The following is a 23,883-nucleotide window of genomic DNA, read 5'->3' as shown; positions in this document are numbered from 1 at the left end:
GGATTTATCAATATCCTCCTGATTTCTTCCATCAAAAATCCCTTTCTTGGTGATAATCAGAGTGCCGATCTGTTCATTATTTTGGTACACAGGCAGCACATCTTCCGCCATAGGCAGATAGAACTTATCAATAATACGGGGCTGGTAAAGCATCCAGCCGACACTAAGGCGATCAGGAAAAACCTGCCTGCCTTTTAAGGTATAGCCGTTAGTTTCCACCTGAATATAAGGAAAATCACGGCTGGCAGCTAAGTATTTAACTAAATCAATTAATCGGATGACATCAAGTTGATGGCTGTTAATACTTAGATTCAATTCCAGCCAAACCCAGTTAGGACTGGCAGTTCGCATTTTTTTATACATAATACCACTATCTAATTCATCCTTTTCACCATCCCATATCCCAGTAATGAGAGCCGGAAAATCTTTTTTATAATCTTTTTCAAAGTCTTTTATAGCAACCTCAGTTGGTCCCTGTTCATCGAACACAATATGTTTTAAAGCCTCCTTTCGGGAGTAACCAGTTAAGTACCACGTTTTTTTTAGGTTAAAAAAGACATCAATTTGCCGTGTAATATGAAACAAATCTATCAACGCAGTATGGGCGGTAATAGTTTCCTGCTGTTCATAACGTACATTGATTTTTAAATGAATTATTGTCATGTTGACCTCGAATTAAAAGAAACTATCACAGGGGGTATAATGAACACTGATATTTTTATGATCACTAAATTGCACTTTAAAATATTCATAGCTGATCGGCTGTAAAAAGTGCCATTCCACATGAGGGGTACCATCCAAAACGTTACAGACTGTTTGATGCCTTTGAGCTTGCCTTATGGCTGAAAAAACACCTTTCCACCATTTCTTAGGTTCCTCATCACTCTTAAAAAACTGGTCATACCGCGCTTTGGCCTCCAGAAACAGGCAATACGCAGGTCTCCAGCCATCAAACGTCACTTTCAGGCATTGAAATTCCTGGATCATTTGTGTGAGCGGGTTATATTTAGTTTTCGCAATAAATCGCTGATAGTTAATCGTGATAGCGCTCCAGCGACTCACCTTGCGATATTTTTCACTTGTCACCGGAATAGCAAGGCAAGCCTTGCACGCTTTTTTAGTTTCCGTTTTTTCACACTCTTCCGTCTCAGACCGGGCTTTAGTCTGCACCGCACTGGTATCAACGGATTCATCCCCTAAATCATCGTCCTCCCAAAAATCCGCATGGGCTTCGGCGCTCCAGACGATATTTCGATCTTCATCTGTGATTTCAGGGCTTATCACAAAATCCGTTTTCTTATGGTGAATGTCATCATCCTCTATAACGGATTTATCCTTACCGGCTTCCATCAACCCAACCGCAATTAATACCCCGGCACAGGCGCTGGCGACATATTCAGCCGCACCCACTGCGACCGGAGCTAATAAGGGTATTGGCATATTAACGTCTCCTGTTTATCTTATTTTTTGCAATAATAGGAACACCATTGTGAGTATATTTATCAATAGCGGTAATAATCTTACCGCCATGATCTGTCATATCACCCAGCAGAATAACCGCCTTTGACATTAAAGTTCTCCATCGTTTTTCAATTGGAAATAACATCATCCCTCATTAAACTTCGGTAATTAATGGCAGTAATCCCAGATTCACCAACTGTATTTCAACATCATTGGATTTATCAATATCCTCCTGATTTCTTCCATCAAAAATCCCTTTTTTGGTAATAATCAGAGTGCCGACCTGTTCATTATTTTGATACACAGGGAGCATATCTTCCGCCATAGGCAGGTAAGACTTATCAATAATGCGGGGTTGGTAAAGCATCCAGCCAACACTTAAGCGATCAGGGAAAACTTGTTTACCTTTTAAGGTATAGCCGTTGGTTTCTACTTGAATATAAGGAAAATCACGACTGGTCGCTAAATATTTAACTAAATCAATCAATCGGGATACATTCAGTTGGCTGCTATCAATTTTTAAATTGAATTCTAGCCAAACCCAGTTTGGACCTCTTGTAGACAGTTTATTATAACTAATACTATTGGCTATCTCATCCCGCTCACCATCCCACATATCTTCAATAAGTGAAGGAAAATCTTTTTTATAAGATTTGTCAAAATAGCTCACTGTCTTTTCTGTTGGCCCTTGTTTATCAAACACAATGTGTTTTAGGGCCTCTTTTCGTGAATAACCAGTTAAATACCATGTCTTTTCCTGTCTGAAAAAGATATCGATTTGCCGTGTAATATGAAATAAATCCATTAATGCTGTATCTACAGTAATGGTTTCCTGTTGTTCATAATACACATTGATTTTTATACGGATTATTGTCATTTGAACCTCGAATTAAATTCTCGCCATTAAATCGGCACAGGGAGTATAGTGGACACTGATATTTTTAAATTGACTAAATATTCCCTTAAAATAAGCATAACTGATTGGTTGTAAAAAATGCCATTCCACATGCGGAGTCCCCTCTAGTACATCACAAACAGTTTGATGCCTTTCCGCCTGTTTTTTACCTGATTTACTCCCTTTCCACCAAATTTTGGGTTCACCTTCAGTATCAAAAAACTGGTCATACCGCGCCTTAGCCTCCAGAAACAGGCAATATGCCGGCCGCCAGCCATCAAAGGTCACTTTCAGGCATTGAAATTCCTGGATCATTTGTGTGAGCGGGTTATATTGAGTTTTCGCAATAAATCGCTGATAGTTAATCGTGATAGCGCTCCAACGACTCACCTTGCGATATTTTTCACTTGTCACCGGAATAGCAAGGCAAGCCTCGCACGCTTTTTTAGTTTCCGTTTTTTCACACTCTTCCGTTTCAGACTGGGCTTTAGTTTGAACCGCACTGGCATCAACAGATTCATCTCCTAAATCATCGTCCTCCCAAAAATCTGCATGGGCTTCGGCGCTCCAGACGATATTTCGATCTTCATCTGTGATTTCAGGGCTTATCACAAAATCCGTTTTCTTATGGTGAATGTCGTCATCCTCTATAACGGATTTATCTTTACCGGTTTCCATGATACCGACTGCAATTAATACTCCGGCACAGGCGCTGGCGACATATTCAGCCGCACCCACTGCGACCGGAGCTAATAAGGGTATTGGCATATTAACGTCTCCTATTTATCTTATTTTTTGCAATAAAAAGAATATCTTTAAATTGCTGCTCGGGTTTTTGATCAGGGGACTCTAAGGCTGTCTTGATTGGCAAGGCATGCTGAAAATCAGGATTAAACGCGACCAGAGATAAATAGGATTGAATCAAGTATTTATCCTGAAAGTTTAATGACAGCAAATAGTCATAAGCAGCCATTAGCCGTTCGTTCAGCGAAGATGGGGAAGGAATTAAATCCGCATGTTTGGTGAGAAGTTCGGCCTGTATACGATCAATCACCGTCTGTTTTTCCAGTTTGGTGATAATATCAAATTGTTCCTGAGTCAATTCAATCATAATGGAGCTCCTGACACCGAATAATAAGTGGCATTGTATTGATAAACCCATTTATTAATATCATGCGTGAATGCAAACAATTGTTCATGACTAAAAATGTCACTGATGCGATGCAAAATACGAGGATCATAAAAACGTAGCAGTGCGGTCTGTTTTGTCGGAAGTTGAATATTTAAATATGACACAAGATGGCGGGTCAGCTTATCTAATGACAGAGAGGTTAATAACCATGATACTGCCGGATACGTTTCTTCAAGTATTGACAATTTCTCTTGCCATTGATGCGCATATTCCATATCAAACAGCCACGGGCCTGCAAATGCAAGTTTTGAATCTGGATAGTGCCGGAATAGTGGGTTGTTGACACCCAAGATATAATTAATCTCCTCACCAAAACAGCGTTCATACTGCAAACCATTCACCAGCGCGTAAAGCCGAATGCCGGGATGTTTTTTCTGGTAATTAACCAATTTTTCGCTTAATTCAAGTGTCATAATTACCCCCGGATAACGGTTATTGCTTCTTCAAGTTCAGCTTTCATCAAACAACTGAGACAAATTTCTTTGAGTGGTTCTTGAGAAACAGGAGTGGATATTTCAGCACTGACCTGTTCCAATTTATCCAGCATATCCGGCAGTTTTCCTCCCCACCCCGAACCTGTACCCGGTGTTCCACTGGCAAAATTGATCCCGGCACTACTGCTGATGCCGCCGACGTCAATTTTAATAAAATGCCCCGCAGCCTGTAAGGTGAGCTCACTTCCAGCATCAATGACTATCTTCGCCCCGGAACTGAGGTGAATTTCATTTCCACTTTGTACCAACAACGCATCGTCAGCTTTAATATGAAGTTTTTGTCCGGTTGAAACGGAAATATCATGCTGCGCCAGAACACGATATTCATTATCAACACGTAAATGGGCGTCATGTCTAATATGATGAGTCTGATTATGTGCAATATTGACCATTTCATCGTTTAAAATCTCCGTTTTCATGTTCTTCTGAGCATGAATATAGATTTCCTCACCGCCTTTATCATCATCAAAACGCAGTTCATTAAACCCTTCCCCTTTATGGGTTTTTGATCGGATTACCATCTGCGTTTTTGCCATCGGCAAACGGTTCGGTGGGAGATTAATGGCATTATAGGTACGACCAATAATAATCGGCTGGTCAGGATCACCATGCAGAAAATCAACCAAGACTTCCTGACCAACACGCGGAATGGTCATCATCCCCCAACAGTGTCCAGCCCAAGATTGGCTAACTCTTATCCAGCAAGAACTCTGATCATTAAGTTCGCCATACCGGTCCCAGTCAAATTGCACCCGTACTCGTCCATATTCATCACAAAATATTTCTTCTCCCTCCGGCCCCACCACTGTGGCAATTTGCAAGCCATCAATACGTGGCTTGGGATAAGGCGAAGGACGCCATACCCGGTTGGGGCTACCAAAGGTGAAATGGTTCGTCAAAGTCGTCCCTCTGCCGCCAAAACGAGATTCATCCGCTTGAGGCTGATGGCCTTGGTGAGTAATTTGGATTATTTGCCACGAAGTATTAAATTTTTCTTTCGGATGATCGGTAAGCTTAAACCACCTGCCCGGTAAGAGAGCAAAACTATCACTATGCCCATTACCGAGCAAAACATCATTACGCAACGCCTCCAGCCGGTACTGACTTATCCGCTGCCCATTCTTATCTTTATAACGTCCGGGAAAGTCATAGTAATAGTAACTAGGTAAATCCGAACGCTGATTGCCGATGTACCTGTAATTTTCGTGGAATTGAAAATCAGCAAACCACCGGGGATGTTTAAATGTGTAATCTCTCACCGAAACTTCAGCGATGCCCACTTTTTCTTCCCAACGAAACCGGCTGACGCAACACTGGCTGCCTGTGGCGTCAAGTTCTGGGTTGTAGGGCAGTGTAAGAGAGCCATTCTCAGCGTAAGAGTCGACAAAAACCATTGTCGGCTCACCCTTATCCTGATTAAAGTAATAGTAATAAAAGATCCCTTCATCAGCTAACAGACGCTGTAAAAAAGCCAAATCACTCTCATCGTACTGAACACAGAACTCCCGTACGGGATGTTCATAACGCAAGCAACAAGAGAATTGACGAACGCCATTTTCTTTCAATAGCCTATCAATAATATCGGTGACGGATTGATGCTGAAAAATACGGGAGTTAACCCGCAATCCGGCACGCCACAAGGAAGGATGGAGAGTCAAGGAATAACCACTACGATAACGGTTCGCGGTTTCCTGCACAAAATGAGTCACAATCCCGGTGATATAACGCTCAGGTTGTCCGTCACGATAAACGGTCAATGTGGCGTATTTATCCAGAACTTCCGCAAAATCAATGTCCGGCTTGATACAAGTCAGTGTGACGTGCAAACTGAATAGCGTTGACAACGCTTCATCCAGCATAAAATCAACCACAGCAAAAGTTTTCACAGGAAGATTACCAACCACGAGAGTAAAAACCAGTCCTGTTCGTTCTACATCAAAATTATTAACCATAACGATGATTACCTCTGTTGAATCGTCAGCTCACAATATATCCCTAAACGAAATGATCACAAAAGAAGCAATTATGATGTTTTTTAATCAATCATGCAATGAGTTCATAAGAAAATATGATGAAATAGCAGAAAAACAGAGGACAGAGGACAGAGGACAGAAGTCATGATAAACAATTTATTCACTATGAATGTTTTGGTCCACATAAGGTGATTTAAATTTTCAACTTAATATTAGAAACGCTATGCGGTGATAATAACCAATAAAGTGATGTGAATAGAAACAGTATTTAATTTATAGTAATGATATTTATGATGACCTGTCCAGAAAGCCAAGGCAAAAATAATCCAACATATTTTCAGCAAGCAAGAGGTTTTCACGCAATTCTTATTTACCACTATTTACGGTTTGAAAATATTTAACTAGTTTCAAGTCGTAATAAATCATCCGATAGTTTAAATTAAAAACTTCTTTGATAATTTATTCCAAACATTAATTATAGTGATCAGTTATTTTATGAAATAAAAACGATAAAGAATATTAAATTAAATAAGAATTCCTCATCTATACTTAATGTTGTTAGTCCAAAACAACATCCTAATAAGTCTAATCTTAATAAAATCAGATTGAAATAGTGAGGGGTTGGAATATGGGCATTATTCACGTTACCAACAATATGAAAAATGATACGATTGAAGTTGCGATTAACTACTGGAGTACTGATTACGCAAGATTCACAGTGTCCGACGATTATTTTAATATCAGTCCTGGATATTTTAGGGCTTCCTGGTTTGTTGACGATTGGCGCGGTTATATCATGTCAGTCAAAAGGCTAGGAATTACATTTTCATATTTCATTTTACCTGACACCAAGATTATTGTCGGAGAAAATCGAGTTACAGAAAATGAGTATGTGATAAAACCTTTATTTGTAAGCTAGTTCATTTATATTTAATGTTGTTAGTCCGAAACGGCATCCTAATAAAGTCCAATCTTAATGAAATCAGATTGAAATAGTAAGGGAGTTGTAATATGGGCATGATTCACGTTACCAACAATACGAAATGTGACACGATTGAAGTTGCAATTAACTACTGGAGCACTGATCAAGCACAATTCAAAGTGTCCGACGATTATTTTACCATAGTTTCTGGAGGTTATAGAGATTCTTGGGTTGTCGACGATTGGCGTGGTTATATCATGTCAGTCAGAAGACTTAAAATCATATATTCATATTTCATTTTACCTGACACTAAGATTATTGTCGGAGAAAATCGAGTTACAGAAAATGGGTATGTGATAGAACCTTTACTTGTAAGGTAGTTCATCGCCTTGATTGAGTATATAAGATTATAAATGAATGTATCTATTATCGATGACCGTCTAAACGGTCATCGAAGAATTCCGGCTACTTTTATTGAGAGTGACGCCTTATATCTACCTGTCACCACCCAAAAAAAATTTAAATTAAGTTAAATCGCCTCTTCGTCCTGCTCACCAGTGCGAATACGTACAACACGCGCCACGTCAAATACAAATATTTTACCATCACCGATTTTCCCAGTTTGTGCGGTCTGCATAATGGTTTCAACACAGGTATCGACAATATCATCTGGCACGACAATTTCTATTTTCACTTTTGGCAGAAAATCCACCATATATTCCGCACCACGATATAGCTCAGTGTGTCCTTTCTGGCGCCCAAAACCTTTCACCTCTGTTACCGTCATTCCGGTGATACCCACTTCCGCCAGCGCTTCACGCACATCATCCAGCTTGAAAGGTTTGATAATCGCATCAATCTTTTTCATGAAGTTTTCCTGTTGTTACCAGTTTTTACGGCCGAAACCAGAGGTAATCGGGTAGCGTCTGTCTTTACCAAAATTGCGAGGCGTAATACGCGGCCCCACTGGCGCCTGACGACGTTTATATTCGTTAATATCGATTAAACGAACAACTTTACGCACAATCTGTTCATCAAACCCCGCCGCCACCAGCTCATCAACCGATTTATCCTGTTCCACATAACCTTCCAGAATATTATCCAGAATGTCATAAGGCGGTAAACTGTCCTGATCAAGCTGCCCAGGCGCCAATTCTGCCGATGGCGGACGATCAATCACTCTTTGAGGTATCGCCGGCGAAACGGTATTACGATATTTTGCTAATTCAAATACCAATGTTTTCGGTACATCTTTCAGCGCATTAAAACCACCCGCCATGTCACCATATAATGTGGAATATCCCACCGCTGACTCACTCTTATTACTGGTCGTCAGCACGAGACGATGGCGTTTATTAGACATCGCCATCAGAATAACGGCACGGCAACGCGCCTGTAAATTCTCTTCGGTGGTATCTTTGGCCGTACCCGCAAACAGAGGTTCAAATTGTGCCATAAATGCATCAAACATCGGTTCGATCGACACCACATTAAACTCAACACCCAACATCTCAGCTTGTTCTTTAGCATCTTCTATACTCATTTCAGATGTATAGCGGAATGGCATCATAACAGCCTGAACATGATCTTTACCCAATGCATCAACAGCGATTGCCAGCGTTAAGCCAGAGTCAATTCCCCCAGATAAGCCTAATAACACGCCTTGAAAGCCATTTTTGCGAACGTAATCATGCACTGAAAGGACTAATGCCTGATATACCTGCTGCAATGGCGGTAATTCAGGCGCCGGATTAACCATAGGTTCAATCGTTAATTCATTAAAACGACATTGTTGGATCTGTTCATTAAATGCGGCTAACCGATGAGTCACTTCACCATTTGCATTAAAAACTTTAGAACAGCCATCGAAAATCAGCTCATCCTGACCACCAACTTGATTAAGATAAATCATGGGTAGATCTGTACGTTGGCAATGTTCTCTAATCAGTTCATAACGAATATAAGGTTTTTCACGATTATATGGAGAAGCGTTGATAGAAAGAATTAAGTTTGCACCGGCCTGTTTCAAGGCATCAATCGGTTCATCAAACCATAAATCTTCACAAATCAATAAGCCGAGATTGTAGCCCTTAAATGGCACAACACAGCTTTGATCGCCCGCTTTAAAATAGCGTTTTTCATCAAAAACACCATAATTTGGTAGCCGTTGTTTGAAATAACGGGCCAAAATTTTTCCTTGCCAGAATAAGGAAAGTGCGTTGTAAATCTCTCCGTCCTGTTCCCAAGGATGACCAACTAAAATAGCGGTTTGGCAACTGGCAGCCTGTAAACGTGCCAATTGCTCACGGCAACGCTGATGAAAATCAGCCCGGAATAATAGATCTTCTGGAGAATAACCGGATATCGCCAGTTCAGAAAACATTACCAAATCAGCACCTTGTTGCTGTTGTTCCTGTACTGTCTGCAACATACGTTCACAGTTGCCTTCAATGTCGCCAATCATCCAATTAAGCTGTGCAAGGGCAATATTAAGAGTACGGCTCATATAATTTAGCTCTCCCAAGCCACCAATATTTATATCAGTGTAAAAACTTCCTGAGCAGCAGAAAAGTTATTCTTTAAAATCATTCGCATCCAATTCATGGCGCGCCAGTAATTTGTAGAATTCAGTCCGGTTACGTCCCGCCATACGCGCCGCATGAGTCACATTCCCTTTGGTCATTTGCAGCAATTTACGCAGATAATTCAGTTCAAACTGATTTCTGGCTTCCACAAAAGTGGGCAACGCTGTATTTTCCCCTTCCAGCGCCTGCATAACTAAGGCTTCACTAATAACCGGCGCGGTAGTTAGCGCAACACACTGTTCGATCACATTAACAAGCTGACGCACATTGCCAGGCCAACTCGCCGCCATCAGGCATTTCATTGCATCAACGGAGAAACTACGGACAAAAGGTTTGTGGCGTTTCGCTGATTCACGCAACAGATGATTCGCCAATAAAGGAATATCTTCAACCCGACCATTCAAAGCTGGAATTTTCAAGTTCACAACATTTAAGCGGTAATAGAGATCTTCGCGAAATTCATTTTTTGCCATTGCCTTCGGTAAATCACGGTGCGTCGCGGAGATAATCCGTACATCAATATCCAGATCACGATTACTTCCGAGCGGGCGTATTTTACGTTCCTGCAACACCCGCAATAATTTAACCTGCAAAGCCAGCGGCATATCACCGATTTCATCAAGAAACAGCGTTCCTCCCTGCGCAGTAAGGAATAGCCCTTCACGGCTACTGACCGCACCGGTAAATGCGCCTTTGGCATGACCAAACAGTTCTGACTCAAGGAGTTGTTCTGGCAAAGCTCCACAATTAATCGCGATAAATGGTTTTTTCGCTCGCGGACTGGCGCGGTGAATTGCCAGGGCTAACACTTCCTTCCCGGTGCCACTCTGACCGTTTATCAGTACACTGACATCAGATTGAGCGACCATTCGCGCCTGCTCCAACAAGCGCAACATCACAGGACTGCGGGTAACTATCTGCTCCCGCCACTGTTCATCACTGGCGGGCGTGGACAACGCCAATGCGCCATCAATCGCTTTATAAAGCGCATCCCGATCAACCGGTTTAGTCAGAAAACTAAAGACCCCCTGTTGAGTGGCCGCCACTGCCTCTGGAATTGAGCCATGAGCTGTCAGAATAATCACCGGCATGCCCGGTTGTTGCTTCTGGATTTCAGCGAACAGCGCCATACCATCCATTTCATCCATACGCAGATCACTGATCACCAAATCAACTTTTTCTTTAGTTAACAGTCTCAACGCTTCACCGCCACTTTCTGCGGTTGTGACACGAAAGCCTTCACTGGTAAGACGCATTCCCAACAATTTCAACAAACCAGGATCGTCATCAACCAGAAGAAGATGGGCTGGCTTACGCGCTGTCATGGTGCGGCTCCTTTATCTGATTCAGAGGTATTGTTTGGCGTACTGTTTTTGCTAGGTAATGTCGTCGCTGGCGTTTCAGCATGTTTATCCGAATTACCTGATCCAGCACTCCCCTGATTTTGCTTACGGGAAGAGAGCTGACGCTCAATATCTGTCAGGTTTTCCAGTTTACGAGAAGTTTCTTGTAGCTCAAATTCCAACCGTGCGCGACTTTCTCGCAGACGATCAAGTTTATTATCCGTATCGGCCTGTAATTTTTGGAATCTTGCCCGCTCCTCAGCCACTGCAATTTGCTGAACCTGCTGTTCGCGCCATAACTGTAATAACGCTCGCAACGAATCTGGGAATTTCAACCTGTATTTGTTGAAATTTTCAACCATTTTCCGACGTTCAGACAACGTAGGCCCGGCACTATTAAGTAAAATACTTTGTTTAAAAGCCATATCCCAAGTAACTGGAAGAGTGTATTTCGCCATATTACGCGCTTTAGCTGATGTCAGACGATCTGAACAGTCCATCAATCGCAGCCAGTAAAGCGCGTTCTCAATCGATGGAGGCGTCTCTAAATCCCACATTAACTCACACTCTGCAATACGGTAATCCGTTACCCGTTGCTCTGGTATTACCATTTGCGTCACTGCCGTTAAATTATTATTAACCGGATTTTTGACGCAACCCGCCAATAAAAAAACGACGAAGATCAGCAAAATCATGCTAAAACCCCAAATTGAAACTCGTGGTAATAACAATCTGGCAACCAACACGTTTTTCCCAGGTTGTACTGCAATATTCTGCCGATCCGTCTTTTGTACAAAACGGTAAGTAGACCTGTTATGCATTATTTATTCATTCTCAGCAGTTAATGGCAATTTAATACGAAAACAGACGTCAGCAAATTCGCTCTGAATCAATATCAGTTCGCCCCCCATACGCTTAATACAATCCTGAGCAATACTTAACCCAAGACCGCTGCCTTTCACTGCACCTTTGCGCTGGAGCGTTCCCTGATAGAACGGTTCAAAAATCATACTACGTTCTGATTCAGGAATGGGCGTACCTGTATTAGCAACATTAATTTGAACATATTTACCAATCTGACGACTTGAAACCCAGATGTTACCGGATTCGGCGCCATAGTGCACCGCATTAGAGTAGAGATTATCAATAACCCGCATTAATAGCGTAGGCTCTGCCCATAAAATATCAGCATCAAGCTGAATTTCCGTCTGAATATTCTTCGATCTCGCGGGTAAACTGTGTGATAAAACTACTTCATTAACAATTTCCAGCAGAGAAACCTGCTGTTGCTCCGTCGGGCCATCTGCCAGCTTACGGTTATAATCCAGTAATTGCTCGATCAATTGTTGTAAATGTTTACTACTATTATCAAGAATAGCAACCACTTCTTGCTGATCAGCCGTTAATGGCCCTGCCACTTCATCAGCCAGTAATTCTGTCCCTTCCCGCATACTTGCCAACGGTGTTTTCAGTTCATGAGAAATATGACGTAAAAACTCATGGCGTTGTGATTCTAACCAGGCCAAGCGTTCACTAAGCCAGATAATCCGCTGCGCCAAAGAGCGGAGTTCTCGCGGCCCCTGAAAAGAATCTATGCGAACGCCTAATGATTGCCCTTCTCCCAATCGGTTAATCATGCGTTCAATCCCTTTAACCGGCCCGATAATCATGCGAGTAAATAACGCGACCAATAACGCACTCAGTAGAAATAAAATAAGACTCTGCCAGCCAAAAAATTGTCCTTTTTCAGCAATATCTCTCTGTAGCTGTTCTCCCCGGCTGAAAATAATATCCCTGGTAGCCTGTACCATTTGGCTATTAGCATTAGAGAATTGCTCAAGTAATTGAGCGGCAGGTTGGGTAGGTTCGCTATTAAAGCAACTGATTTTTGTCAATTGCGACAATAAACTGTTAAGCGTTTTAATATGCTGTTGGTCATCAAGTATAACCATCTGATCTTTCAGCATCTTAAGGTATTGCTGATATTGCTTTTGGTAAAGGTTTTCCAGCGTCTTATCCCCTAACACACAATATTGGCGATAACTGCGCTCCATCTCCAACGCAATACCTGTCATAGCCTCACTGCGGCGGGCATCCGCTAGCGTGGTACGATTTATATCAGCCGCTTGCTCACTGAGTTGATCAAGACTCTGGTAAGCCTGATAAGCCAGAACCAACAACGGCAATAACACCAGCCAGAAGGCCATGACAACTAATTGGCGCAATGAACGCGGAAATAAACGCCATTTTTTCAAGGAAATCATCTCGTAACCTGTCAGTACACCAATGCTAACCGACAAAGGGCGGATAGAAAAACCCATCGGCTGATAAATTCTACTGTGACTGAAAATCAGTGTAAGACGCAAACAGTACAAAGGGGCAGGTAAACACCTGAGCGATGACGGCGGGATAATAGTTTTCGCTACTATCCCGCCAGTGAGGATAACGCATGCCCGCTGTTTATCTACAACAGTCAGACATAGGTTGGTGCCTCACTCCACGTGTCGCCCGATGTTTGATAAGGCCCGAAAGCGATATCACTGAGTTGGACGGTAGGCACCTTACTCTGGCATCATTCGATGGTTTATGTGGCATCTCTCCACCTAAATGTGGGCCGACATAAGAAGTTGAATGAGCAACTGTGCCAGCTTAATGCAGATCCCATGCCAACATTAAAAAAATAATCATAACCAACTGTTTTTACTTTAGAAAAAATTAAATGTTACGTTTCAGCAACTAAACAGCTTCTTTTCCGATATAAGCAAAATTTATTTTCTGTCGCCAATTAAAGACACTCAAAATCATGCAAATAAAAATAGATTAAAATCAAATAATTAAATGTCTCCTTTTTGAGACACTCATAACGCATGTTTGTCGGGTAATTGAGACAATAGAGCAATTTGGCATCTAAACGCCTGGGAATTCACCGATATAAGATTTTCACATTTGAATCACCAGCATTGCTATCATGTCAATGGCCGATATATACCCTATGGATTTCAAGATGCATCGCGACGGCAAGGGAGCGAATCCCCGGGAGCATAGGTAACTATGTGACCGGGGTGAGAGAGTGCAGCCAACAAAGAGGCAACTTGAAAGATGACGGGTATATTTATTTGCCTAATATCTGGCCTTTATCAGCCAATAATGTACCATCGTAGATAGAAGTAAAAAGTCTCTATTCGAGAGAAAATTATGCACCAAACCCAAAGCGGGAGACCGCCATATATAGTTCAAGATCCTACTCAATTTGAGATGCAGCAAGAACAAATGGCCTTGTTATACCAACTCTCTTTGGCTGAAAAAGATATAAAATCTGGACGAGTTATATCATCTAATGAACTACGAAATGGCCTACGGAATTTGATCAACAATGACTGACAATATGACTACTTACTCTGATCATTCTGTCTGGCAAGATGTGTACCGACCAAGTATACAGGTAGGCGACGTGTACCTGAAACTGACGGTCATTGATGACGTGCTGATCGTGTCCTTCAAAGAGTTATGAATAGGAGCTATGAACATGAAATGCCCTGTTTGCGGTGCAGCGGAACTTATCCATGACACCCGCGATCTGCCCTATACTTACAAGGGCGAAACCACCATCATTTCTGCGGTAACAGGCGACTTTTGCCCTGCCTGCGCCGAATCTATTTTGGATGCTGCGGAATCGGAACGCGTCATGTGCGAAATGCGGACATTCTCGAAGCAAGTCAACGCGGCCATAGTCGATCCTAAGTTCATTGCCAGAGTACGTAAGAAGCTCGCGCTTGATCAGCGGGAAGCTTCTGAAATCTTCGGCGGTGGTATCAATGCTTTCTCGCGCTATGAAAACGGTAAGACCAAGCCATCTCTAGCTTTGGTGAAGTTGCTTAAAGTGTTGGATCGTCACCCCGATTTACTCTCTGAGGTCAGGATGATGTGATTCTTCCCTTTCGTTCTATTAAACTCCAACCCCTTATTAATTAATAGGTCTATCCTCAAGCAACACGACTGGAATCGAAATCGATTTATCTATCAACTTCGCATTCGGCAAAACCAGCACATTTCCATACGCTCAATATAATGAGTCTAGAAAATTTATATAATTATGTTAACCACAGAGTGAAAAACCTTTCTATCTAGATTCATTACCAAATCATCCAAACATAGCCGTTTATACCTCTGGATGGAATGCGAAAACAAATAAAAAATGGCTTCAACTGTGATCTCACGTCAGTTACGAAACAAAGAATCACAATGAAGCCAATCAACACTATCAGCCGGAAAAACCGGTTGACACAATTCACTTACACCGTGGTACTTACCTTAACTACCTACGAGCATTACGGAAAATGCACATCCACGGACTATCTTCGCTCCACTTTATTTGGACACCATGAATCTCTGACAGTATGTTTTTGATATCTCGTAAAAAATATATTCAAACTTAAATTATTAAGAAAAAATACCCCAAAAGAGTCTTAAAAAGACTCAATTTGAGCTTATTTTGTACAAACCCACCCCGCACTGTTGTTTGATTCAACTATTGGAGTTGTAAATTTCATTTTATGCTCTAGCATTATTAGAGACTTCCACTTATGTCGAGTTAAAAGTAATATTCATTATGCAACGATGTAGTCGAGAAAATTTTATTAATTAGGAAAGGGTAAACAGAAATGAAAGTTATTGTTATTGGAGCAAGCGGTACAATAGGAAAAGCAATCTCGGAAGAATTAGAAAAAAATCACGAAGTCATTCGTGCCGGAAGAAATGGCTTAGACGTTGTAGTTGATATCACTTCCGTTGATAGTATTAAAAGCATGTATGAGAGAATTGGCAAAGTTGATGCTGTAGTCAGTGCAACAGGTAGCGCACATTTTGGATCAGTTTCAAAATTAACTCCAGAGTTAAACGAAATAGCAATAAACAGTAAACTCAAAGGCCAAATTAACTTAGTACTGTTGGGGATGGACTATATTAACGATGGCGGAAGTTTTACTTTAACAACTGGAATTATCATGGACGACCCTATCCTACAAGGGGCATCAGCAGCGATGGCAAATGGTGGTGTTAAGGCATTTGTAAAATGTGCAGCAATTGAAATGCCAAGGGGAATTCGTATAAACAGCGTTAGCCCTAATGTCTTACAGGAATCATTGGATAAATACAGTGAGTTTTTCCCAGGTTTTAATGCTGTTCCTGCTAGCCGTGTAGCACTTGCTTTTAGAAAAAGTGTCGATGGAGCTCAAACAGGACAAAACTACGAAGTTTATTAATTTGGAAAAAAGAATATTAATATATAGTCCTAAAAGACTTATATATTTATATTAGTTAGCTATCAAACAGCTAAATTAAGTTATCCTATATTCAAACCTCCTGTACAATTATTACCATCAGGAATAGGCAGTAAATGTTCTATATTTTACAAAGTATACTCTACAATAAAGGTACGTTTATGGCTAAAATATATGAATTAATCGTTGTTGGTGGTGGATTGATCGGCCTTTCTACAGCATATAATGCAACATCCTTTTTTGGGGGACACACTGCATTAAACGGAAAAGATGTTCTCGTCCTAGAGCAATCTTCATTCTTTAATCAATTATCTAGTAGCTCGGAAGCTTCCCGTCAGTTCCGCTTTCAATACGATGATGACTTTATGACCCAAATGGTTATTGATTCTACCCCAGAATGGGAAAGACTGCAAAAACAAACAGTAACTGAACTTATTTCATATGTTGGCAGCCTTTGGTTTGGAGATCCAACAATCCCAACAACCGAAGGCGGAATTAATTCTACCATTAATACAATGAAAAGAATGGGGATTCCTTATCAATATTTAACCGCAAAAGAAATTGAAGCTTGGTATCAATTTAAAAATATACCCGATAATTATATAGGCTTTTTCCAAGCCAACGGTGGTATTATTAATCTACCTGCAACTTTAAGAACCCTCTATAATGTTTCTCACAATAATGGAGTACATTTTAAAGAATACAATTTAGTAACAAAAATTGAATCAGATGGCTGTAATGAAGTAATTGTAACGACAAATAAAGAGATATATCACGGCAAAAAAATCGTCATGGCCGTTGGTCCATATACCAATAAATTAATCTCGCCTTTGGGTACTATTCTTAATTTAGAAATCTGGGATATGGTTTCTGCATATTTTCGTAAAAAAAATCCAAAAATAAATTATCCAACATGGTTTGCATTCCAGAAACCTAATGCTAAAAATAGTAATTTATATTATGGGTTCCCTGAAGCACCTTGGAAAAACCCAGGCTACATTAAAGTAGCGCCAGATTATCCATTCAAAATTTATGACAGTCCAGAGCAACGGACACCGCCAACAAAAAGTGATTTTGAAGGTACAAACCAGTGGGTTAAGAACCATATGGAATATCTTGACCCAGAACCCAAATTTACATCTACATGCATGTTAGCAATGCCAAAGGATGACAAACCTTTCTACTTAGATTCGTTACCAGGTCATTCAAATATTGTCGTTTATACTTCTGGATGGGGTGCTAAATTCACGCCATTACTTGGCAAGATATGTGCCCAATTAGCTATTAATGGCCATACATTCTATGACGTAACTCCATTTAAAATCTGATATTAATACGCAAAAAGGAAACCAACATGACTAACTATCGAAAGAAAAAATTGAAAAAATATTTGTGCCAAATAATAAAGCTTCTAAAAACTCAATTGATGAAGCTATGAGCCAAGTTGAAGAACTACATGGAATAAAAATTCCACCCCCTTATATTGCACGAATTAAAGATTGGTCTCAAGATCCTTATGGCGGCGGCTATCATGCCTGGCATGCGGGAATTCATGTTAATGAGGTAATGCCTTATATGCGCCGCCCTATATGCGATGAATCAATTCATATCATTGGTGAAGCTTATTCAAGTCAACAAGGGTGGACAGAAGGGGCATTTTGTGTGACAGAAAATCTTTTACAAGAGTGGTTTCATTTAAACAGACCATGCTGGTTAGCTGATGATTATTATTTAGGATGGTAAATACAATGTTTAAAATAGACTGAGTTTCATTTCTTACAGCCTATTTTTACACATATAACCTTAGATATGTTTAAAAACAATCAATTCAGAAGCATGTAAACTCAGATTCGGTTTTTGAGTTAGAAAATGTAGGCAATCAATCCGGTTATCACTTCCAGTAGAAAACTTATTTGGACTATGATGCCTCGTATGTTCCATTTAATGAATATTTTTTGACTAATCAAATACCGTTTCAAAATGAATTGAAATAAATAGATAAATGGCTTCAATTGCGATCTCACGTCAGTTACGAAACAAAGAATCACAATGAAGCCAATGAACACTATCAGCCGGAAAAAACCGGCTGACACAATTTACTTACACCGCGGTACTTATCCTAACTGCTTACGAGCATTACGGAAAAGTCGCATCCACGGGCCATCTTCGCTCCACTCATTCGGATGCCAGGAGTTATTTACCGTGCGGGATACCCTTTCTGGATGCGGCATCATCACAGTTGCCCGACCATCAAGGCTGGTAACTGCGGTAATACCATTCACTGAACCATTTGGGTTAGCCGGATAGTTTTCCGTAACCTGACCATAGTTATTCACATAACGCAAAGCCACTAACCGGTTGCTTTCAAGCATCTCAAGATGCTGTCTATCACGGAATTCCACTTGCCCTTCCCCATGAGAAACCGCAATCGGCATACGAGAACCTACCATATCTTGCAAGAATAGTGACGGGCTGTCAGCCACTTCCACTAAACTGAATCGTGCTTCAAAGCGCTCTGAACGGTTACGTACAAAACGCGGCCAATGTTCAGCGCCTGGGATTAACTCCCGCAAGTTAGACATCATCTGGCAACCATTACAAACACCCAACGACAACGTATCAGGCCGTGCAAAGAAAGCGGCAAATTCATCACGAACAAACTCATTGAACAGAATTGATTTCGCCCAACCTTCACCTGCCCCCAACACGTCACCATATGAGAAGCCGCCACAGGCAACCAGTGTCTGGAATTGGCTCAATCCAATACGTCCAGACAACAAATCACTCATATGAACATCAATCGCCTCAAAACCTGCTCGGTGGAACACCGCAGCCATTTCAACATGGGAGTTAACGCCCTGTTCACGCAGTACAGCCACCTTCGGCCTTACCTGCTGCAAAATGTAAGGCGCTGCAATATCTTCTGAAACATCAAAAGTCAGTTTTACATTCAGTCCTGGGTCCTGATTATCCTGTTTCGCCTGATGTTCCTGATCTGCACACTCCGGGTTATCACGCAGACGCTGCATTTGCCATGTGGTTTCTGCCCACCATAAGCGCAAGGTACTGCGATTCTGGCGATACACTTCAGTGTTGCCACTAAAGATAACAAAATCATCACCTGCTTTGGCTTTCCCCAGATAATGTACGCAATCGGCCAGACCCTGTTCTGCCAAAACGCTTTCAACAAATCCTCTATCCGATGCTCGAATCTGAACTACAGCACCCAACTCTTCTGTAAAGAGCGCAGCCAGAATATCTTCATCAAACACACTGATATCAGCTTCAATGCCACAATGCCCGGCAAAAGCCATTTCAGCCAACGTGACCAGTAAACCACCATCAGAGCGATCATGATAGGCCAGTAATTTTTGTTCCGAAATCAGTTGCTGAATCGCATTGAAGAAACCAGCCAATTGTTCAGCACTACGTACATCTGCGGTTTTATTACCCAGTTGACGGTAAACTTGTGCTAATGCGGTACCGCCCAGTGTGTTCTTTCCTTGCCCCAGATCGATTAGTAACAATGCATTATCTTCATCGGTGGAAAGCTCCGGCGTTACTGTACGACGTACATCTTCCACTCTGGCAAAAGCGGTAATCACCAGCGACAAAGGCGCCGTCATCTCACGCTCTTCACCTTGTTCATGCCAGCGGGTTTTCATCGACATGGAATCTTTACCCACCGGAATAGTCAGCCCTAGCGCAGGGCATAACTCCTCGCCCACTGCTTTAACCGCCGCATACAAACCGGCATCCTCGCCAGGATGACCCGCAGCGGACATCCAGTTCGCTGAAAGTTTAATGCGCTTTAAATCCTGAACATAAGCAGAAGCGATATTGGTCAAAGCTTCACCGACAGCCATACGGGCAGAAGCAGCAAAATCCAACAAAGCGACCGGCGCACGTTCCCCCATAGACATCGCTTCGCCATAGTAACTATCAAGGCTGGCGGTGGTGACAGCGCAGTCCGCAACCGGGATCTGCCACGGACCCACCATTTGATCACGGGAAACCATGCCAGTGACAGAGCGATCGCCTATCGTTATCAGGAAGGTTTTCTCTGCCACCGCAGGTAAATGCATAATGCGCTTAACGGCTTCTGTCAGATCGATATCCCGGCGTTCAAGGCTTTCGCCTCCGGCTTTTAATGTACTGACATTACGCAACATTTTTGGCGTTTTACCTAGCAGTACATCCAGAGGCATATCGATTGGCTGGTTATCAAAGTGTTCATCATTAAGCAGTAAATGACGTTCTTCTGTTGCCTCGCCGATAACGGCATAAGGCGCACGCTCACGCCGACAAATCTCTTCAAACTGCGGAAGTTGTTCCGGCGCAACCGCCAGTACGTAACGCTCTTGTGATTCGTTACACCAGACTTCCAGAGGACTCATCCCCGGCTCATCATTAAGAATTTTGCGCAACTCAAACCGTCCACCGCGACCACCATCACTGACCAGTTCAGGCATCGCATTGGAAAGCCCTCCAGCCCCCACATCATGAATAAACAGGATCGGGTTGTTTTCACCTAACTGCCAACAGCGATCGATCACCTCCTGACAACGGCGTTCCATTTCCGGGTTATCCCGTTGAACCGAAGCAAAATCCAGATCAGCATCGGATTGCCCTGACGCCATAGAAGATGCGGCCCCGCCACCCAAGCCAATGTTCATGGACGGGCCACCGAGCACAATCAATTTTGCGCCAACAGAGATTTCACCCTTTTTGACATGTTCATCTCGGATATTACCGATCCCACCTGCCAGCATGATGGGTTTGTGATAACCACGTAATTCGCTGCCGTTATGACTGTTGACTTTTTCTTCATAAGTACGGAAATAACCCAACAACGCCGGGCGACCAAATTCATTATTAAATGCCGCCCCCCCTAAAGGGCCTTCCATCATGATATCCAAAGCACTAACGATACGCTCCGGTTTACCGAAATCCTCTTCCCACGGCTGTTCAAAACCCGGTATCCGCAGATTAGATACCGAGAATCCCACCAGACCCGCTTTTGGCTTGGCGCCACGGCCCGTCGCCCCTTCGTCGCGGATTTCGCCGCCAGAACCTGTCGATGCGCCCGGCCAAGGAGAAATCGCAGTCGGGTGATTATGCGTTTCCACTTTCATCAGAATATGGGCCTGCTCCTGATGGTAATCATATGAACCGTTTTCTGCTCTGGCAAAGAAACGGCCGACAGAAGATCCCTCCATCACAGCCGCGTTATCTTTATAGGCTGACAGGACATAATCGGGTGTCTGCTCATAGGTGTTTTTAATCATTTTGAACAATGATTTTGACTGCTCCTGACCATCAATAATCCAGTCAGCATTAAAGATTTTATGGCGGCAATGTTCAGAGTTAGCCTGAGCAAACATATAAAGTTCAACATCTGTTGGATTGCGCCCTAATTTCTGGAAAGCCTCCATCAGATAATCAATTTCATCCGAAGCCAACGCCAATCCAAGCTCCGTATTGGCTTGCTCCAACGCGCCGCGTCCTGCTTGCAGAATATCAATGCGTTTTAACGGAACAGGTTGTTGACGAGAAAACAATTTTTCCGCCTGTTCTAATTGAGTAAAGACCGTTTCCATCATCCGATCATGCAGCAATGATGACAATATTTGCCACTGTGCATCACTCATTTCGCCACTTTGGATGTAATAAGCCAAGCCACGCTCCAGACGCACGACCTGGGACAGACCACAATTATGAGCAATATCGGTTGCTTTGGAAGACCACGGTGAAATCGTTCCCGGACGAGGCGTCACTAACAGTAACGTACCTTGGGGTTCATGTTCAGCCAGCGAAGGTCCATATTTCAGTAACTGTTGTAACTTTGCTGAATCAACGTCACTCAAAGGTGCATTAATCTCTGCAAAATGAACATATTCCGCATAAATATCATTGACCGGAAGTTGCTGTTCTTGACACACAGAAAGGAGTTTAGTGATACGAAATGCAGATAAAGCAGGTGAACCACGTAGAATTTTCATAGTAATCAATTCTCTCATCTTAGAAGCAAAGCTTAATAGATGCCTAAGGGGAAATGAGTGCATTATAGAGGATTGTCATCCATGACGAAACCGTTTGCGTGACGATTATTACCGCCAATTATCCTTTGTCCAAGTCATGCAAATAGTATCAATTAGGTTGCACAGCCGGTTTTTGTTCCGCAAAATGCTCAGTCACTGGAAATTTAACCATAATAAAATAGCGCGTTTCCGCATAGCACCACACCGCGTTACACCGAGATAACATATTGAATAATATGAAAATAAATTATTTCGTTATCATTGTTATCGCTCTTTTTTCTGCCGCCATCATCAGTCTGAACATCAGTTGGCCGAATAAACAGCAGGAGCAGATTAACAGGATCATGACCAGAGGAGAGCTACGGATCAGCACCATTAGCTCACCTCTGATCCACCTTACCAGTAAGAAAGAACCAAATGGATTCGATTACGAACTGGCACAACGCTTTGCTGATTATCTTGGCGTCAAATTGGAAATCAAATTCAGAAAAAATATCAATCAGTTATTCGACGACCTGGAAAATGGCGACGCTGATTTTCTGGCCGCCGGCTTGACCTATCATCAAGAAAGGCTGGCTCAAACCCGCGCAGGTCCGGCTTACTACTCTGTATCCCAACAACTGATTTATCGCAAAGGAACTCCACGCCCTCGCTCTTTTAAAGACTTAAAAGGTAAACTGCTGGTCGCTTCCGGTTCTGCTCATGCCAGCACATTGAAAAAGCTAAAAACAGATGATTTCCCTGAGCTTGAATGGGAGGAAACACAACAATATAACACTCGCGAACTATTGGAACAGGTATCAGAAGGTAAACTGGATTATACGTTAGGTGACTCGATTAATGTCGCGTTGCAGCAACGTACTCACCCTAATCTGGCCGTCGCTTTTGATGTGAGTGAAGATAACCCGCTGACATGGTATTTAAAACGCATTGACGACTACAGCCTTTACGCTGCCATGCTGGATTTTTTCAGCCAGCTAACGGAAAAAAATGTCATGCCCCGATTGGAGGAGAAATATTTTGGTCACGTCCACTCATTTGACTATTTCGATACACTCTCTTTTCTCAGTGCCATTGATAATATTCTGCCCATCTATCGGCCACTATTTGAAAAATATTCCGGTGATATCAGTTGGCAATTACTCGCTGCCATTGCCTGGCAAGAGTCACATTGGGACCCACTGGCAACCTCACCCACGGGTGTACGTGGCCTGATGATGTTAACTAGCCAGACCGCTAAAGGGTTAGGCGTCGTTGATCGCCTTGATCCAGAGGAGAGTATTAAGGGCGGCGCAATCTATCTGCAAAATCTAATGAAACGATTACCTGAAAATATTCCTAAAGATGAGCGTATCTGGTTTGCACTGACTGCTTACAATATGGGTTATGGACATATGTTAGATGCCCGTAAACTGACGGCATCACAAAAAGGAAATCCTGATAGCTGGCTTGATGTCAAAAAACGGCTCCCGCTATTAAGTCAGAAAAAATATTATACAAATACCGCCTATGGTTATGCCCGTGGACATGAGGCATATCGCTATATTGAAAATATTCGCCGTTATCAGCTTAGTTTAGTCGGATATTTACAGGCCAAAGAAAATCGGAAAAAATTAATTTCCCAAGAAAACCAACCAAAATAAAAGTAAACAAATATAAGGCCCTAAGGAGTCAATTACAGCCATTATATATCCTCAG

20 protein-coding genes and 1 pseudogene are annotated in these 23,883 nt (G+C 42.2%); 7 read left to right on the top strand and 14 right to left on the bottom strand.

Annotation, left to right across the window (positions count from 1 at the left end; all coding sequences use genetic code 11):
• The 8 genes from C6H66_RS11820 to C6H66_RS11790 form a co-directional block, all read right to left on the bottom strand.
• Positions 1 to 663: Imm52 family immunity protein (locus C6H66_RS11820; protein WP_105395687.1), on the bottom strand; the 663-nt coding region annotated here is incomplete at its 3' end.
• 12 nt (positions 664 to 675) lie between these two features.
• On the bottom strand, positions 676 to 1,440 hold the full coding sequence (locus C6H66_RS11815; RefSeq protein WP_105395686.1) for a restriction endonuclease fold toxin 5 domain-containing protein: 765 nt from the start codon (positions 1,438 to 1,440) through the stop codon (positions 676 to 678).
• Between the two features lies 1 nt (position 1,441).
• Positions 1,442 to 1,570, bottom strand: a complete 129-nt coding sequence (locus tag C6H66_RS27290) for a PAAR domain-containing protein (protein WP_256448129.1) — start codon at positions 1,568 to 1,570, stop codon at positions 1,442 to 1,444.
• A 45-nt stretch (positions 1,571 to 1,615) separates the two neighbouring features.
• On the bottom strand, positions 1,616 to 2,338 hold the full coding sequence (locus tag C6H66_RS11810; protein ID WP_105395685.1) for an Imm52 family immunity protein: 723 nt from the start codon (positions 2,336 to 2,338) through the stop codon (positions 1,616 to 1,618).
• Between the two features lie 12 nt (positions 2,339 to 2,350).
• Positions 2,351 to 3,124 (bottom strand): Tox-REase-5 domain-containing protein, encoded by a 774-nt coding sequence (locus C6H66_RS11805; protein ID WP_105395684.1) that lies wholly within the window; start codon positions 3,122 to 3,124, stop codon positions 2,351 to 2,353.
• Position 3,125: 1 nt separating this feature from the next.
• Positions 3,126 to 3,467: a hypothetical protein gene (locus C6H66_RS11800; RefSeq protein WP_046394449.1), complete on the bottom strand. Its 342-nt coding sequence runs from the start codon at positions 3,465 to 3,467 to the stop codon at positions 3,126 to 3,128.
• Positions 3,464 to 3,961, bottom strand: a complete 498-nt coding sequence (locus C6H66_RS11795; protein WP_046394450.1) for a DUF4123 domain-containing protein — start codon at positions 3,959 to 3,961, stop codon at positions 3,464 to 3,466. The genes C6H66_RS11800 and C6H66_RS11795 overlap by 4 nt, the downstream gene beginning before the upstream one ends.
• Before the next feature lie 2 nt (positions 3,962 to 3,963).
• Positions 3,964 to 5,994, bottom strand: coding sequence for a type VI secretion system Vgr family protein (locus C6H66_RS11790; protein ID WP_105395683.1), 2,031 nt, complete (start codon positions 5,992 to 5,994; stop codon positions 3,964 to 3,966).
• A gap of 649 nt (positions 5,995 to 6,643) precedes the next feature.
• Between C6H66_RS11790 and C6H66_RS11785 the strand changes: the two genes are divergently transcribed.
• A complete protein-coding gene (locus C6H66_RS11785; RefSeq protein ID WP_036777751.1) occupies positions 6,644 to 6,934 on the top strand; it encodes a hypothetical protein in 291 nt (96 codons plus the stop codon).
• Between the two features lie 532 nt (positions 6,935 to 7,466).
• Here C6H66_RS11785 and glnB read toward each other — a convergent pair.
• The 5 genes from glnB to C6H66_RS11755 form a co-directional block, all read right to left on the bottom strand.
• Complete coding sequence (gene glnB / locus C6H66_RS11775) at positions 7,467 to 7,805, bottom strand: nitrogen regulatory protein P-II (RefSeq protein WP_011147501.1); 339 nt, start codon at positions 7,803 to 7,805, stop codon at positions 7,467 to 7,469.
• A gap of 15 nt (positions 7,806 to 7,820) precedes the next feature.
• Positions 7,821 to 9,443, bottom strand: coding sequence for an NAD+ synthase (locus C6H66_RS11770; RefSeq protein ID WP_105395682.1), 1,623 nt, complete (start codon positions 9,441 to 9,443; stop codon positions 7,821 to 7,823).
• Between the two features lie 66 nt (positions 9,444 to 9,509).
• Positions 9,510 to 10,847, bottom strand: a complete 1,338-nt coding sequence (gene glrR / locus C6H66_RS11765; protein ID WP_036810434.1) for a two-component system response regulator GlrR — start codon at positions 10,845 to 10,847, stop codon at positions 9,510 to 9,512.
• Positions 10,844 to 11,686 carry a two-component system QseEF-associated lipoprotein QseG gene (gene qseG / locus C6H66_RS11760; RefSeq protein ID WP_046394453.1) on the bottom strand — a complete coding sequence of 281 codons (843 nt, stop codon included), beginning with the start codon at positions 11,684 to 11,686 and terminating at the stop codon, positions 10,844 to 10,846. The genes glrR and qseG overlap by 4 nt, the downstream gene beginning before the upstream one ends.
• Positions 11,687 to 11,689: 3 nt before the next feature.
• On the bottom strand, positions 11,690 to 13,129 hold the full coding sequence (locus tag C6H66_RS11755; protein ID WP_046394455.1) for a sensor histidine kinase: 1,440 nt from the start codon (positions 13,127 to 13,129) through the stop codon (positions 11,690 to 11,692).
• Positions 13,130 to 14,247: 1,118 nt separating this feature from the next.
• Here C6H66_RS11755 and C6H66_RS11745 point away from each other — a divergent pair.
• The 5 genes and pseudogenes from C6H66_RS11745 to C6H66_RS11725 all read left to right on the top strand — a co-directional run.
• Positions 14,248 to 14,376, top strand: a pseudogene (locus C6H66_RS11745) (type II toxin-antitoxin system MqsR family toxin); the annotation flags it as partial.
• A 15-nt stretch (positions 14,377 to 14,391) separates the two neighbouring features.
• Complete coding sequence (locus tag C6H66_RS11740) at positions 14,392 to 14,793, top strand: type II toxin-antitoxin system MqsA family antitoxin (RefSeq protein WP_046397899.1); 402 nt, start codon at positions 14,392 to 14,394, stop codon at positions 14,791 to 14,793.
• A gap of 733 nt (positions 14,794 to 15,526) precedes the next feature.
• Positions 15,527 to 16,126, top strand: coding sequence for a short chain dehydrogenase (locus C6H66_RS11735; protein WP_046397896.1), 600 nt, complete (start codon positions 15,527 to 15,529; stop codon positions 16,124 to 16,126).
• A gap of 179 nt (positions 16,127 to 16,305) precedes the next feature.
• Complete coding sequence (locus C6H66_RS11730) at positions 16,306 to 17,472, top strand: FAD-dependent oxidoreductase (RefSeq protein WP_105395691.1); 1,167 nt, start codon at positions 16,306 to 16,308, stop codon at positions 17,470 to 17,472.
• Positions 17,473 to 17,536: 64 nt separating this feature from the next.
• Positions 17,537 to 17,887 carry a hypothetical protein gene (locus tag C6H66_RS11725; RefSeq protein WP_046395848.1) on the top strand — a complete coding sequence of 117 codons (351 nt, stop codon included), beginning with the start codon at positions 17,537 to 17,539 and terminating at the stop codon, positions 17,885 to 17,887.
• A gap of 371 nt (positions 17,888 to 18,258) precedes the next feature.
• Here the strand turns inward: C6H66_RS11725 and purL are convergent, their stop codons facing one another.
• Positions 18,259 to 22,146, bottom strand: a complete 3,888-nt coding sequence (gene purL / locus C6H66_RS11720) for a phosphoribosylformylglycinamidine synthase (protein WP_105395680.1) — start codon at positions 22,144 to 22,146, stop codon at positions 18,259 to 18,261.
• A gap of 266 nt (positions 22,147 to 22,412) precedes the next feature.
• On the opposite strand from purL, the gene mltF reads away from it, so the two are divergent.
• On the top strand, positions 22,413 to 23,828 hold the full coding sequence (gene mltF / locus C6H66_RS11715; RefSeq protein WP_105395679.1) for a membrane-bound lytic murein transglycosylase MltF: 1,416 nt from the start codon (positions 22,413 to 22,415) through the stop codon (positions 23,826 to 23,828).
• Positions 23,829 to 23,883 lie beyond the last annotated feature (55 nt).

Source organism: Photorhabdus hindustanensis, assembly GCF_002968995.1.
Lineage (GTDB): Bacteria > Pseudomonadota > Gammaproteobacteria > Enterobacterales > Enterobacteriaceae > Photorhabdus > Photorhabdus akhurstii.
The sequence above is the reverse complement of the archived record's forward strand: the minus strand, read 5'-3'. Positions and strand labels throughout refer to the sequence as shown.

Bases quoted from the DNA above. Each gene is read 5' to 3' on its own strand.
- C6H66_RS11815 (WP_105395686.1), bottom strand. From the start codon at position 1,440: ATGCCAATACCCTTATTAGCTCCGGTCGCAGTGGGTGCGGCTGAATAT.
- C6H66_RS27290 (WP_256448129.1), bottom strand. From the start codon at position 1,570: ATGTCAAAGGCGGTTATTCTGCTGGGTGATATGACAGATCATGGCGGT.
- C6H66_RS11810 (WP_105395685.1), bottom strand. From the start codon at position 2,338: ATGACAATAATCCGTATAAAAATCAATGTGTATTATGAACAACAGGAA.
- C6H66_RS11805 (WP_105395684.1), bottom strand. From the start codon at position 3,124: ATGCCAATACCCTTATTAGCTCCGGTCGCAGTGGGTGCGGCTGAATAT.
- C6H66_RS11800 (WP_046394449.1), bottom strand. From the start codon at position 3,467: ATGATTGAATTGACTCAGGAACAATTTGATATTATCACCAAACTGGAA.
- C6H66_RS11795 (WP_046394450.1), bottom strand. From the start codon at position 3,961: ATGACACTTGAATTAAGCGAAAAATTGGTTAATTACCAGAAAAAACAT.
- C6H66_RS11790 (WP_105395683.1), bottom strand. From the start codon at position 5,994: ATGGTTAATAATTTTGATGTAGAACGAACAGGACTGGTTTTTACTCTC.
- C6H66_RS11785 (WP_036777751.1), top strand. From the start codon at position 6,644: ATGGGCATTATTCACGTTACCAACAATATGAAAAATGATACGATTGAA.
- glnB (WP_011147501.1), bottom strand. From the start codon at position 7,805: ATGAAAAAGATTGATGCGATTATCAAACCTTTCAAGCTGGATGATGTG.
- C6H66_RS11770 (WP_105395682.1), bottom strand. From the start codon at position 9,443: ATGAGCCGTACTCTTAATATTGCCCTTGCACAGCTTAATTGGATGATT.
- glrR (WP_036810434.1), bottom strand. From the start codon at position 10,847: ATGACAGCGCGTAAGCCAGCCCATCTTCTTCTGGTTGATGACGATCCT.
- qseG (WP_046394453.1), bottom strand. From the start codon at position 11,686: ATGCATAACAGGTCTACTTACCGTTTTGTACAAAAGACGGATCGGCAG.
- C6H66_RS11755 (WP_046394455.1), bottom strand. From the start codon at position 13,129: ATGATTTCCTTGAAAAAATGGCGTTTATTTCCGCGTTCATTGCGCCAA.
- C6H66_RS11740 (WP_046397899.1), top strand. From the start codon at position 14,392: ATGAAATGCCCTGTTTGCGGTGCAGCGGAACTTATCCATGACACCCGC.
- C6H66_RS11735 (WP_046397896.1), top strand. From the start codon at position 15,527: ATGAAAGTTATTGTTATTGGAGCAAGCGGTACAATAGGAAAAGCAATC.
- C6H66_RS11730 (WP_105395691.1), top strand. From the start codon at position 16,306: ATGGCTAAAATATATGAATTAATCGTTGTTGGTGGTGGATTGATCGGC.
- purL (WP_105395680.1), bottom strand. From the start codon at position 22,146: ATGAAAATTCTACGTGGTTCACCTGCTTTATCTGCATTTCGTATCACT.